10 protein-coding genes are annotated in these 13,561 nt (G+C 63.8%); 4 read left to right on the top strand and 6 right to left on the bottom strand.

What is annotated here, in order from left to right; genetic code table 11:
- Positions 1 to 7: 7 nt before the first annotated feature.
- The 6 genes from GC121_RS08585 to GC121_RS08560 all read right to left on the bottom strand — a co-directional run bounded on the left by GC121_RS08585 (position 8) and on the right by GC121_RS08560 (position 6,385).
- The gene (locus tag GC121_RS08585) at positions 8 to 490 is read right to left on the bottom strand and encodes a TspO/MBR family protein (protein WP_151973885.1); all 483 of its coding nucleotides are present in this window, start codon (positions 488 to 490) and stop codon (positions 8 to 10) included.
- On the bottom strand, positions 487 to 1,683 hold the full coding sequence (locus GC121_RS08580) for a geranylgeranyl diphosphate reductase (protein ID WP_151973884.1): 1,197 nt from the start codon (positions 1,681 to 1,683) through the stop codon (positions 487 to 489). Before GC121_RS08580 ends, GC121_RS08585 begins: the two co-directional genes overlap by 4 nt.
- Entirely contained in the window at positions 1,680 to 3,053 is a 1,374-nt protein-coding gene (locus tag GC121_RS08575) for a BCD family MFS transporter (RefSeq protein ID WP_151973883.1), read from the bottom strand. The genes GC121_RS08580 and GC121_RS08575 overlap by 4 nt, the downstream gene beginning before the upstream one ends.
- Positions 3,053 to 3,955 (bottom strand): chlorophyll synthase ChlG, encoded by a 903-nt coding sequence (chlG, locus tag GC121_RS08570; RefSeq protein ID WP_151973882.1) that lies wholly within the window; start codon positions 3,953 to 3,955, stop codon positions 3,053 to 3,055. The genes GC121_RS08575 and chlG overlap by 1 nt, the downstream gene beginning before the upstream one ends.
- A gap of 64 nt (positions 3,956 to 4,019) precedes the next feature.
- Positions 4,020 to 5,435 (bottom strand): transcriptional regulator PpsR, encoded by a 1,416-nt coding sequence (gene ppsR, locus GC121_RS08565; protein ID WP_151973881.1) that lies wholly within the window; start codon positions 5,433 to 5,435, stop codon positions 4,020 to 4,022.
- A 29-nt stretch (positions 5,436 to 5,464) separates the two neighbouring features.
- Positions 5,465 to 6,385 carry a B12-binding domain-containing protein gene (locus GC121_RS08560; protein WP_151973880.1) on the bottom strand — a complete coding sequence of 307 codons (921 nt, stop codon included), beginning with the start codon at positions 6,383 to 6,385 and terminating at the stop codon, positions 5,465 to 5,467.
- Positions 6,386 to 6,633: 248 nt separating this feature from the next.
- Here GC121_RS08560 and bchF point away from each other — a divergent pair, with 248 nt between their 5' ends.
- From bchF to GC121_RS08540, 4 genes are read left to right on the top strand one after another with little or no spacing between them, the layout of a single operon-like run.
- On the top strand, positions 6,634 to 7,164 hold the full coding sequence (gene bchF, locus GC121_RS08555) for a 2-vinyl bacteriochlorophyllide hydratase (protein ID WP_151973879.1): 531 nt from the start codon (positions 6,634 to 6,636) through the stop codon (positions 7,162 to 7,164).
- Positions 7,161 to 8,444 (top strand): ferredoxin:protochlorophyllide reductase (ATP-dependent) subunit N, encoded by a 1,284-nt coding sequence (locus GC121_RS08550; protein WP_151973878.1) that lies wholly within the window; start codon positions 7,161 to 7,163, stop codon positions 8,442 to 8,444. The genes bchF and GC121_RS08550 overlap by 4 nt, the downstream gene beginning before the upstream one ends.
- Before the next feature lie 5 nt (positions 8,445 to 8,449).
- Complete coding sequence (gene bchB, locus GC121_RS08545) at positions 8,450 to 9,985, top strand: ferredoxin:protochlorophyllide reductase (ATP-dependent) subunit B (protein WP_151973877.1); 1,536 nt, start codon at positions 8,450 to 8,452, stop codon at positions 9,983 to 9,985.
- Positions 9,975 to 13,553, top strand: coding sequence for a magnesium chelatase subunit H (locus GC121_RS08540; protein ID WP_151973876.1), 3,579 nt, complete (start codon positions 9,975 to 9,977; stop codon positions 13,551 to 13,553). Before bchB ends, GC121_RS08540 begins: the two co-directional genes overlap by 11 nt.
- Positions 13,554 to 13,561: the final 8 nt, after the last annotated feature.

Raw genomic sequence — 13,561 nt, 5'->3', positions numbered from 1 at the left:
AGCGTCGTTAGCCGAAGGGAGCGTTCAGCTGGACGATCTGCCAGTTGAGCGCGCCTGCTATCGTGACCCAGGCCAGATAAGGCAGCAGCACGAGGCTCGCCAGTTTCGACACGCGCCAGCAATAGACAATCAGCACTGCGATCGAGAGCCAGAGCAAGGTCAGCTCCCAGAACGCCCAATCGGGCCGCTGGATGCGGAAGAACAGCAGGCTCCAGGTTATGTTGAGGAAGGAATTGGCGGCAAACAGCCCAATCAGCGTATCGGCCACCTTGGTGCTGGTTGCCTTCCACCAAGCGGTGGTGAAGGAAATCACGGCAAAGCCGAACACCGTTGTCCAGACAATCGGGAAAACGAAAGCGGGCGGGTTCCAGTCGGGCTTTTCCAGCGCCTGATACCACGGCCCCAGATCGGTCAGCGTCCCGCCAATCGCGGCGACCGCAAAGGCGGCGAGCCCCGCCAGCACGGCGGGCATGATCCAGCTTTTGCTCATCGCGCGACGGGCTTCAGGCCGAGCAGATGCGCGGTATCTTTGAGGAAAATCCGCAAGTGCGCCATCGGCTTCGCGCGCACCAGCCGCTTGTTCATATAGGCCTGCCAGGTCAGCTGCTGCACATCCTTGTCGTCGCACATATCGACGAAGCGTTCGCGCCTTTTGTCGCTCGAATACCAGAAGTGCTGCATGATGCCGAGCACCCAGAACACGCGGCCATGTTCCTTCATGAACGCCTTGCGGGCCTTCTTCAGCACCGCGGGATTGGCAGTGCGCACAAACTCATCCGCCGTTTGCGCGGCGATGCGGCCGCATGTCATGGCGTAGTAGATGCCCTCGCCCGAGGCGGGAGCAACCACGCCTGCAGCATCGCCTGCCACCAGCACGTCGCGGCCATTGTCCCACTTTTTGAGCGGCTTCATCGGAATGGGCGCGCCTTCGCAGCGAACAGTCTCGCAGCTATCAAGGCCCATGTCCTCGCGCATGGTTTCCACAGCTCCCCGCAGCGAGAAGCCCTTGTGCGCGCTGCCCACGCCCACGCTCGCCTGTTCGCCATGCGGGAAGACCCAGGCGTAGAAATCGGGCGAGAGGTGGCCCTGATACAGCACATCGCAGCGCGAACCGTCAAAGCCCTGCGGCGTGCTTTCGGGCACGGCGATGACCTCGTGATAGGCGAAGACGCAGCGCATCTTCTCCGCATCCTTGATATTCTCGCGCGCCACGGCGGAGCGGGCACCGTCGGCCCCGATCACCAGCTTGGTACGCACACGCTGGAAATCGCCGCCACGTTCGGTGCGGAAGCACACGATTGCGCCTGCGCCTGCGTCGCGCTCGATGTGATCGAACGTGCCCGTTTGCCGCACCGCGCCCGCTGCGGCGGCCCGGCTGCGCAGCCATTCGTCGAACTCGTCGCGGTCCACCATGCCGACAAAGCCGATCTCGCCCACCGGCATATCGACCGCGCGGCCCGATGGCGCGACCATACGCGCGGACTTGGCCTTGGCCACCAGCAGGCTTTCGGGAACGGCGAAGTCTTCCAGCAGGCGGGGCGGCACTGCGCCGCCGCATGGCTTGATCCGTCCGGCCCGGTCGAGCAGCATCACCTTGCGACCGGCGCGTGCCAGATCGCAGGCAGCGGTTGCGCCCGAAGGCCCGCCACCGACAACGACCACGTCGTATACTGTCTCACTCATGCAAAAACCTCCCGCTCGCTATCTGTTGTGGGCTGCTCGCCCGCTGCCATGCTCGCGCGGACGGCTGCACCGCCCGTCGCCTTGATGGCGAGTATTGCTGCCAGCACGAAGGCCGCTGCTTCCAGGCTAAAAATCAGCTGGAACGCGCTGCCGTCATCGCTCATCGCGCGGCGCGCCAGATCGACGCCGACCGCGCCGGTCAGCCCGCCCAGCCCGAAGGCGATGGCTTGCGATGCGCCCCACACGCCCATGCGCACGCCTTCGCGCGTCGTCGCGCCCGCGCCTGCCAGCCCCATCATCGCGCCGATGGAGGACACGGCGAACACGCCATTGCCCAGCCCCAGCAGAAACACATTGAGTGCCAGCGGCCAGCCCGGCCCTGCCACCGCTGCCAGACCCAGCGCAGCCAGTGCCACGCCGGACATCAGACAGCCGCTCACCACCCAGATGCGCAGGCCATCGGGCCGCTTGCCGGTAAAGGCGCTGCCGCCGACACCGACGATAATCATGCCGAGAAGAATGCCGCCCTGATGCTGCCCGCCAAGTTGGGTGGACTCGCCGGGTGTCATGCCGAAGATCAATCCGGCAAAGGGCTCCAGAATCAGATCCTGCATCGAGAAGGCGATCATCGATACGAAAATGAAGATGGTGAACCGCCGCGCGGCGGGCTCGTGCCAAATCTCGGAAATTGCAGCGCGGAAATCAGGTGCGGCGTCATCCTTCGCAGCGTTGCCGAACTGCCCCGCCTGCCGCTCCAGCCGCCACGTGGCGAGCACGGTAAGCGCGAATGTGACGACCGCCAGTCCGGCAGCGACAAGCAGCAGGCGATCGGGCGAAAAGGGCTTGAGCAAAGCCCCCACCGTGATCGCCGAGACGACAATGCCAGCCACCATCATGATCCATGTTACCGCCGCAGCGGCAGCGCGGCGCTGCGGGGCGACGCCCGATGCGAGCAGCGCCAGTGCCGATGTGCCACCTGCGCCCACGCCCACGCCGATCAGTGTGTAGGCCAGCACCGCGAGGCTGAAGCCCAACACCGGCGCGCTCGCCAACAGCAAGGTGGCCTGTGTCGCCAGCAAAGATGCCGCGCCCAGCAGAGCGACGCCGCCGATGATCCACGGCGTGCGCGCGCGTCCTTTGTCCGATCCGTGGCCGAACAGCGGGCGGGCAAGCTGCACAGCGTAATGCCACGCGACCAATCCCGCCGGGATGGCCGCCGCCAGCGCGAATTCGACCACCATCAGCCGGTTGAGCACCGTGGTCGCCAGCATCACCAGCGCGCCGATGCTCGCCTGCACCAGTCCGATGCGGACAATTCCCAGCCAGCCAAAGCCGGTGGAAGCTGGCGCAGGCGAAAGCGAGCCATGCATCAGATATATCCCCCCAGCCCCAGCGCCGCCGCGAGCATTCCCAGCACATAAAGCGTCACGCCGGTGGCATTGTACCACGGCGCATATTTCGCCGGATCGCGCAGCATCTTGGGCATACAGGCTAGTTGCGCGGCGAGCAGCAGGCTGACCGTGAGCGGCGAAATCGCCAGATCCCAGCGCCACAAAAGCACGATCACCACAATCTGCGGCAGCGCCATCACCACGCAGGCCAGTTTGGCCGCGCGCTCCACGCCCAGCGTTACCGGCAGTGAGCGCAGGCCCGTCGCCCGGTCACCTTCCACCGCTTTGAAATCGTTGAGCGTCATAATCCCGTGCGCGCCCAGACTGTAGAGGCCGAGCACCAGCAGGATCGGCAGCGCAGGCAGCGCGCCTGCCATCACGCTCGCACCGGTAAACCAGCTTAGGCCCTCATAGGTCAGGCCGACCACGGCGGGGCCGATCCAGCCGCTGGTTTTGAAGCGGAACGGCGGCGCGGAGTAGGCCCATGCGGCGGCAAGCCCGAACACGGTGGCGGCAAACACCCATGGGCCGATCAGCCAGCCGGTGAGCAGGGACAGGCCCGTCCACAGGATAGCGATGCGCAGCCCCCAGTTGCCAGCAACGCGGCCCGAGGGGATCGGGCGGTCCGGTTCGTTAATGGCATCGACGTGCCGGTCAAACCAGTCATTGACCGCTTGGCTTGTCCCGCACACCAGTGGCCCGGTGAGGAGAATTCCGGCGATCAGCAACGGCCAGCGGCCATCCAGCCCCACGCCCGAAGACACCACGCCGCACATAAAGGCCCACATCGGCGGGAACCATGTGATCGGCTTGAGCAAGGCCAGCACATCGCGCGCGGCAGGCGGCGAAACGGGCGGAGTCGAAGCAACATGGTGGACCATTGCGAGAGGCTATGCCTGACGCAGCAAGGTGTCAAATTAAATGGACACTTGCGACCGGTTCGGGCTACTCGCCATCCGTCCCGAGATTGCCCAACCCGTGGCGGTGGAGCTTGGAATAGAGGCTCTGCCGGCTGAGGCCGAGAATTTCCGCCGCCGATGCGCGGTTGTCTGCTGTGCGGGACAGCGCCGCCTCGATACACAGGCGTTCGATCAGATCGGTGGATTCGCGGACGATGTCTTTCAGCGACATCCGGCCCACAAGTTCGGTCAGTTGCTCGACCGAGCGCGGCGTCTCGGCAGCCGCCGGTTGCAAGTCCCGCAGCCGCCGCCCCACAGGCCGGATCACCATGCCCAGATGCGGATCGTCGCTTTCGGTCTGCACGGCCGAAAGTTCCACTGGCTCGCCCTGGAAATCATCATTCGCGCCCACCACGGTGCTGACATTACGGGCCACGCCGTCCTTCGCCAATTGGCCTTTGACGAGCTCCAGATCGATACCCGGGCGGCCGATAAAGTGCCCCAGCGGCTTGCCGATCAGCTGATCGCTGTGCGCGGCACCCACCAGTTCGGCAAATTCGGTGTTTACGGCAACGATCTGCATCGCCGAATTGGCGAGCACAAAGGCATCGGGCATTCGCTGCACTATATCGAGCATCCGGTGCGCATCGCCGACTTGAGTCGGGGCAGTGATGCGGACGAACAGGTAAGGCTTGCCGCGCTGGCGAAACGTGACTGTGGACAAGGCGACTTCGCTATCATCGCTCGCCAAGGCCAGCGAGAGCGGCGACACGGTTTGCGTGGCGGTGGCCGCACCCAGAAAACCGATCAGCGCATCGCGCGATCCGCGTGCAAACACGCCAGACAGGCGGTTGCCGACAAGTTCACCCTGCGCGATCTTTAAAACGCGATGCGCCGCCGGATTCGCTTCGCGGATGCGGTGGGTGTCGGCTTCGACCACCAGCACGGCGTCGGTGACTTCATCAAACAGCAGGCGGTATCGCTGCTCTGCCTGCCGCAGCCGCAGATAATCGCGTTCAAGTGCCTGTTGCGCCTGCAGGAAACGCTGCTGCAACGCAGCTTCCTCGCGCATATCGCGGCCCAGTGCGAGACAGCGATCGGTGTTCTCGAACGAAACGATGGCATAGCGCACGGGAATATCCGCACCATTGCCATGGTGGTTGATCTGCCGCCAACGCTGCTGCCGGCCTGCGTGCATCGAGGCGATTAGATCGTTCACCTTGCCGCGACTATCCGCCGTGACTGTATCGAGCCACGCCTGACCGATCCAGCCTTCAAGCTCGGGATACAAGACCGGATCGGCACTGCCGCCCAGGATCACGCCGTCGCGGTCGATTACCAGACTGATATCGCCGGCAATAAGCGCAAGCTTGGCGGCTGCTTCGGGATCGCAGTCGTCAAAGATTCCAGCGAAATCGCCGAAGTGCAGCTTGCCTTCAATGCTGTGTTTGCGCGTGAGCATCCAGAAATGTAAACGCCATAGAGGACAGTTTATCCCGCAAATGCGGGCAACGGAACCAGCCGATCCGCCAGAGCAAGAGCAGTCTCGGCGGAACCCGCCGTACCGTCCGCGCCAGTTCTTTCGACCAGCGAAGGATCGGCCTGGACCGCCTGTCCTCCTATAATGACCTTGATCCCGGGAAGCTGGGAAACGCTACGGATCGCAGTCACCAGATTGGCTATGTCGCCGCTATGACAGTCGGTTGAGACCGTCAATCCCACAAGGTCAAATGCGTGTTCGCTGCATATTTGCAGCAATTGCGGACGCGCCGTCTCCGGCAGGACTTCGCTGTCCCAACCGGCGCGGGCGAAAAATTCTTCGAGCATCAATGCCCCGAAACTGTGCTGATCGCCTGGCATCGGAGCAAAAAGCGCGCTGCGCATCTGGGCGCTGCCGCGGGCGTGAACGGGGTAGCGCAAAGCGATTTCACGCATCAGTTCCTGCAATCGCCACAGGCCCATCGTCACATCGACGAAATCGCAGCTATCGTCTTCCCAGTATTCGCCCAATTTGCGCGCCGTGGGTGCCAGCAGATCGACAAAGATCGATTCGACTCGAACTCCGCGGGCAAGCATCGATTCTATCTGTTGGAAGAGCGCTTCGACTTCGACATCGAGGATCTTGGCGACAAAGCCGCGAATCTCTTCGCGCGTGAGTACGCTCGATTCGCTGCGCGCAATCGGAGCCGCGCGAACGGAGGCAATTGCACTGTGTGCTACCAGCAATCGCGGCAAGATTTCCCGCTCCACCATTTCGCCAAGAGACTTGGGATCGTCGATCAAACCGGCCCTGACATTGACCGCATCCGCCGGGAAAGCCGCTGATTTGCGGCGATAATCCCGCTCGGCATCGCCTAGATTGCGAGTTCGGTTGAAAGCTGGTCTCCCCGCTGGTCCGGATTGAGATGCCATAGCCGACCCTCCCAGGAATCGACGCGCATTGCGCTTTGTTCGAGCCACCTAGAACCGTCCAGGCACTGCAGCGAACACCAAGGAGCCTACGCCCATTTGTCCAATCTGGCAAACATTCCTGTGTCCATTTTTATTGTCGTCCAGTTTAGTTGACACATAGGCGTGTAAAGGCGTAGGTTCCTCTCTTAACGAGCGGAAGGCCAGTTCTGTGAAAGAAGTGGTCGCGCAATGAGGGGACAGGATTGGTGATGCGGAACGGGGCGATTACCCACGGGAAGCAAACCAGCGGCAAAGCGCCCGCTGCACCCCTTTACACGCCCGAGCAGCGCAAGCGCCGGGATGAAAGCTATTGGACGCTTGTCCAGGGCCTGCTCGCGCCGCTGCAATTTGTCGTCTTCCTCATCAGCGTGGTGCTGGTGTTGCGCTTTCTGGACACAGGGCGCGGCGCCTTCGCGGCTGATCTTTCGGTCGTGATCAAAACACTGGTGCTCTACACCATCATGATAACCGGCTCGATCTGGGAGAAGGTCGTGTTCGGCAAATGGCTGTTTGCCAAACCGTTCTTCTGGGAAGACGTGTTCTCCATGCTCGTGCTCGCGCTGCACACCGCCTATCTGGTGATGCTGCTGGCCGGGATCGGCACAATGGAGCAGCGGCTGTTCGTCGCACTGGCAGCCTACGCCACCTACGTTATCAACGCCGCGCAATTCATCATCAAGCTGCGCGCCGCCCGGATCGATGCATCGAGAGCGCGCCGCGCCGAAATGGCGACCGCATGACCGCCGGGCACACTGCCCCGATCACCCAGGGCGCGGACTGCGCTCCGGTGCTGCGGGAAAGAGGCCAGCGCGAAGTCTTTTGCGGCCTCACCGGCATTATCTGGCTCCACCGCAAGATGCAGGACGCCTTCTTCCTCGTCGTCGGCTCGCGCACCTGCGCCCACCTTTTGCAATCAGCCGCCGGGGTGATGATTTTCGCCGAGCCGCGCTTTGCCACCGCCATCATGGAAGAGCGCGATCTGGCCGGAATGGTCGATGCGCAGGACGAGCTTGACCGGATTGTCGAGCAATTGCTCGCCCGCCGTCCCGACATCAGCACGCTGTTCCTTGTCGGCTCCTGCCCGTCAGAAGTGATCAAGATGGATCTTGGCAAGGCGGCCCAGCGACTCGGCACCAAATATGCGGGGCGCACACGCATTCTCAACTATTCGGGCAGCGGGATCGAGACGACCTTTACCGAGGGCGAGGACGCCTGCCTTGCCTGCCTCGTTCCCGAAATGCCCGCGGGCGAGCCTGATGCAGCGCCCGAGCTGCTGATCGTTGGCGCGCTTCCCGATATCGTCGAGGACCAGTTCCTTCGCCTGTTTGCAGAGCTCGGCATCGAACGCGTGCATTGTCTGCCCGCGCGCCGTGCGAGCGACCTCCCCTCGGTCGGCACGCATACGCGCTATCTTTTGGCCCAGCCTTTCCTGACGGAAACCGCGCTGGCGCTGGAAGATCGCGGTGCGCAGCGGCTCGATGCCCTTTTTCCGTTCGGCGCGGAAGGCACGACTGATTGGCTGCGCGCCGCCGCCAATGCCTTTGGCGTCGATGAAATGCATTTCAACCGCGTGGTTGCACCGGGTCGCGAACGGGCCAAGCGCGCCATCGAACACAGCCGCGAACGGTTGGCGGGCAAGCGCATTACCTTCCTGCCCGATTCGCAGCTGGAAGTGCCGCTGGCGCGCTTTTTGGCGACCGAGCTTGGCATGGTGCCGGTCGAAGTGGGCACGCCTTACCTCCACCGCCATCACACCGCGAAAGAGCTGGCGCTGCTGCCCGCTGCCACGCGCATTTCCGAAGGCCAGGATGTCGACAAGCAGCTCGACCGGGTGCGCGCGGACAAGCCCGACCTCACCGTGTGCGGCCTTGGCCTCGCCAACCCGCTGGAGGCCGAGGGCTTCTCTACCAAATGGGCGATCGAACTCGTTTTCTCCCCCATCCATGGCTTCGAGCAGGCAGGCGACCTCGCCGAGCTCTTCGCCCGTCCGCTCCGGCGGCGTGATGTGTTGGAGGTGTAGGGGCAATGCAGCTTTCCGTCTGGACATATGAAGGCCCACCCCATGTCGGCGCGATGCGCGTCGCCACCGCGATGGAGCATATGCATTACGTGCTCCACGCGCCGCAGGGCGATACCTATGCCGATCTGCTGTTCACGATGATCGAGCGGCGCGCCAAGCGCCCGCCGGTCACCTACACCACGTTCCAGGCGCGCGATCTGGGCAAGGATACCGCGCAACTGTTCCAGGATGCCGCGCGCCAGGCGGTGGAACGCTTCCAGCCGCAGGCGATGCTGGTTGGCGCAAGCTGCACGGCGGAACTGATCCAGGACGATCCCGCCGGGATGGCCGAGGCGATGCAACTGCCCTGCCCCGTCATTCCGCTCGAACTGCCGAGCTACCAGCGCAAGGAAAACTGGGGCGCGGCGGAAACCTTCTATCAGGTAGTGCGCACGCTCGCCGACCCGTCGGTGACCCCGCGCGGCGAGAAGACCGCGCTGGTCAATATTCTCGGCCCCGCAGCGCTCGGCTTCCGCCACCGCGATGACGTAATCGAAATCCGCAAAATCCTTGATGCGCTGGGTATCGAGGTCAACATGGTGGCCCCGCTCGGCGCCAGCCCGGCGGACATTGCCCGCATCGGTGCGGCCGACTTCAACGTGGTGCTCTATCCCGAAATCGGGGATGAAGCCGCGCGCTGGCTGGAAAAGACCTTCCACCAGCCCGCCATCCGCACCGTTCCCATCGGCGTGGGCGCAACCCGGGAATTCATCACCGCCGTCGCTGCGCTTGCCGGTGTCGATCCGGCTCCGGCGCTGGGCGATAGCGGCAGCCGGATGCCGTGGTGGAGCCGTTCGGTCGATTCGACCTATCTCACCGGCAAACGGGTTTTCATTTTTGGCGATGCCACCCACGCCGTTGCCGCCGCCCGCATCGCGCATGAGGAGCTCGGCTTCGAGGTCTGCGGCCTTGGCTGTTACAACCGCGAATTTGCCCGCGATGTGCGTGCTGCCGCCAAGCTCTACGGTGTCGAGCCGCTGATTACCGACGACCATCTGGTGGTGGAAGACGCCATCACCGCCGCCGCGCCCGAACTGGTGCTCGGCACGCAGATGGAACGGCATATCGCCAAGCGTCTGGGCCTTGCCTGCGCGGTCATTTCCTCGCCCGTCCATGTGCAGGATTTCCCTGCCCGGCACAGCCCGCAAATGGGCTTTGAAGGCGCGAATGTCATTTTCGACAGCTGGGTGCACCCGCTGGTGATGGGGCTGGAAGAGCATCTGCTCACCATGTTCCGCGACGATTTCGAATTTTCGGACGAGGCGGGGCCGTCGCACCATGCGGCGCACGCTCCGAAAAAGGCCGAAGCGCATGCCGTGGTGGAAGAGCCCGTATTCGCAGGCGAACTCTGGACCGCCGAAGCCGAGCGCGAGCTCAAGAAAATTCCGTTTTTCGTGCGCGGCAAGGCGCGGCGCAACACCGAAGCATTTGCTGCCGACCAGGGTCGTGCGCGGATCGATCTCGACACGCTCTACGACGCAAAGGCGCATTATGCTCGGTAATCGCAAAGCCCCCGTGCGCGTTACCATCGTGACGCTGGACAATCACCTGAAAGGCGCCGTCGAGCGCGCCGGTGAAACCTTGCGCGACAGCGGCGTTTCGCTCTCGCTCCATGCCGCAGCGGACTGGGATCGCGGCAGCGCGCTGGAAGACACGAAGCGCGCCATTGCCGAGGCCGATTTCGTCATCGTCACCATGCTGTTCCTCGACGATCACGTGCGCACCATCCTGCCCGATCTGGAAGCACGGCGCGAACAGTGCGACGCCATGGTCTGCATGATGTCGACGGGCGAGGTCGTGAAACTGACCCGCATGGGGCAATACCGCATGGATGCCCCCGCCAAAGGGCCGCTGGCGCTGCTCAAAAAGCTGCGCGGCTCCAAGAAGGCAGGTTCCAGCTCGGGCGCGGGGCAAATGAAAATGCTGCGCCGCCTGCCCAAGATCCTCAAATTCATTCCCGGCACCGCGCAGGATGTGCGCGCCTATTTCCTCACCCTGCAATACTGGCTGGCCGGATCGGACGAGAATGTCGTGCACATGGTGCGCGCGCTCATCAACCGTTACGCCACCGGCGACCGCGCATGGCGCGCGGGCGAGGAAAAGGTCGAGGCACCGCGCGAATATCCCGAATGCGGGGTCTATCACCCGCGCACCGACCAGAAGATCAGCGAAAGCCTGCGGCTGCTGCCGCGCAAGGGCGGCGAGAACGGCACGGTCGGGCTGCTGCTGCTGCGCTCTTATCTGCTGGGCAAGGATGCCGGGCATTACGATGGCATGATCGCCGCGCTCGAGACGGCGGGCCTCCGTGTGATCCCCGCCTTTGCCAGCGGCCTTGATGCCCGCCCGGCGATAGAGAAATTCTTCGTCCGCGAAGGCCAGCCGACGGTGGACGCGGTCATCAACCTTACCGGCTTCTCGCTGGTGGGTGGCCCCGCCTATAACGATTCCGAAGCCGCGGTAGAGACCTTGGCGGGGCTCAACCTGCCCTATCTGGCCGCCCACGCCATCGAATTCCAAACCTTGGGCGAATGGCGCAAGCGCGATCAGGGCCTGCTGCCGCTGGAAGCGACGATGATGGTCGCGCTGCCCGAACTCGACGGTTCGATCTGCCCCAGCGTGTTTGGCGGCCGCTCCGATCCCGGCGGGCATTGCGAAGGGTGCGAGCGCCACTGCGCGACGCCTTCCACCGGAAATATCCGCGCGATGATGTGCTGCGAGGAGCGCGCCGAGGCTTTGTCCGCGAAGACGGTCAAGCTCATCCGCCAGAGCCGCGCCAAGCGGGCAGAGCGGCGTCTCGCCATCACGCTGTTCAATTTCCCGCCCAATGCCGGGGCCACCGGCACGGCAGCCTTCCTCGCGGTGTGGGAATCGCTGTTCGCCACGCTTTCCCGCCTCAAGACTGAAGGGTATGCGGTGCAGCTGCCCGCCTCGGTCGATGCGCTGCGCGAAGCGGTGCTGGTCGGCAATGCCGAACGCTACGGCGCGGACGCCAATGTCGCGGCGCGGATTGCGGCCGACGATCACGTACGGCGCGAACCGCATCTGGCCGAAATCGAAGCGCAATGGGGCCCGGCACCGGGCAAGATCCAGTCCGACGGGGCGAGCATCCATGTGCTCGGCGCGCATTTCGGCAATGTGTTTGTCGGCATCCAGCCGGCCTTCGGTTACGAAGGCGACCCGATGCGGCTGCTGTTTGACGGCACGTTCTCTCCCACCCACGCCTTTGCCGCCTATTACCGCTATCTGCGCGAGGATTTCCGCGCCCATGCCGTGCTGCATTTCGGCACGCATGGCGCACTCGAATTCATGCCCGGCAAGCAGTCGGGACTGTCGGGGGATTGCTGGCCCGAACGGCTGATCGGCGATCTGCCGAATTACTACCTCTACGCCTCGAACAACCCGTCCGAAGGCATTCTCGCCAAGCGCCGGTCTGGCGCGACATTGATCAGCTATCTGACGCCGAGCCTTGCCAAAGCGGGACTCTACAAAGGCTTTGCCGAGCTGAAGGCGAGCGTGGAACGTTGGCGCAGCCTGCCCGATGGCGCGGAGCGCGTGTCGCTAGAGGCGCTGATTGCTGACCAGTGCGACGTGCTGGACATCGATTGCGCCAATCCGGAAGATCTCGCCGCGCAGTTGTACGAGATGGAGCGCGCGCTGATCCCGCAGGGCCTGCACGTCCTCGGCCAGTCACCCGCCGGAACCGAGCGTGAGGAACTGCTCGACGCCATGATCGAGGCCGATCCGGAAGCCGATGCCAAGGCTCTCGGCGCCGCGTTTGACGCCTGTGACGAGCTGGGCGCGGTGATCCATGCGCTGGACGGCGGCTATACCAAGCCCGCACCGGGCGGCGATCTGCTCGCCAATCCAGACGTGCTGCCCACGGGCCGCAACATTCACGGCTTCGATCCTTTCCGCATCCCCAGCCGCTTCGCTTGCGAGGAAGGCCGCGTGCAGGCCGAAGGGCTGATCGCCCGCCATGTCTCCACCGGCCAGCCCTATCCCGAAAGCCTCGCCATGGTGCTGTGGGGCACGGACAATATGAAGAGCGAAGGCGTGCAGATTGCGCAGGCGATGACCCTGCTCGGCGCGCGCCCGCGGCATGATGGCTATGGCCGTCTATGCGGTGCGGAGCTGATCCCGCTGGCAGAGCTCGGCCGCCCGCGTATCGACGTCGTGATGACATTGTCGGGCATTTTCCGCGATCTCCTCCCGCTGCAAACGCGAATGCTGGCAGAGGCCGCTTTGCTCGCCGCGCAGGCGGACGAGCCTGCCGAGCAGAACTTCGTGCGCAAGAATTCGCTCGCCCATGCGGCAAAGCATGATTGCGACATGGAAACCGCCGCTTTGCGGGTCTTCTCCAATGCCGAGGGGATGTATGGCGCGAATGTGAACCAGATGATCGAGGGCGGCGTATGGGCCGATCCCGACGAGCTGGCGAACGCGTTCGAGACGCACAAAGGCTATGCCTACGGGGTGAACGGCGCGCCGGTGGCGCAGCGCGAGTTGCTCCGCAGCGCGCTCGCCGAAGTCGAATTTACCTACCAGAACCTCGAAAGCGTCGAAGTCGGGATTACCGATCTCGATCAATATGTTGACGGGCTTGGCGGGATCAGCCGTTCGGTGGCGCGGGCCAAGGGGCATGACGCGCCTGTCTATATTCTCGACGCGACGCAAGGCGCTGCCAAAGTCCGCACGCTGGCCGAGCAGGTCGCGCTCGAAACGCGCAGCCGCACGCTCAATCCCAAATGGTTCGAAGGGATGCTGAAGCACGGCTATGAAGGCGTGAAATATATTGAAGACCATGTGACGAACACGTTCGGCTGGTCTGCCACCACCGGCCAGGTTGACCCCTGGGTTTACCAAAAGATTTCCGAGACCTTCGTGCTCGATCCCGAAATGCGCGAGCGGTTGGCCGCGCTTAACCCAAAAAGCTCGGCGCGGGTTGCCACACGCCTGCTCGAAGCCTGCGAACGCCGTTTGTGGGAGCCGGATGACGAGACGCTGGAGGCGCTGCAAGCGGCCTCCAACGATCTTGAAGACCGGCTCGAAGGCATAGTCGCGGCTGAATGAGGACAATG

It is taken from the genome of Erythrobacter sp. EC-HK427 (genome assembly GCF_902498745.1).
Lineage (GTDB): Bacteria > Pseudomonadota > Alphaproteobacteria > Sphingomonadales > Sphingomonadaceae > Alteraurantiacibacter.
Note: the sequence above shows the minus strand (reverse complement) of the source record. Positions and strands in the feature narration are given on the sequence as shown.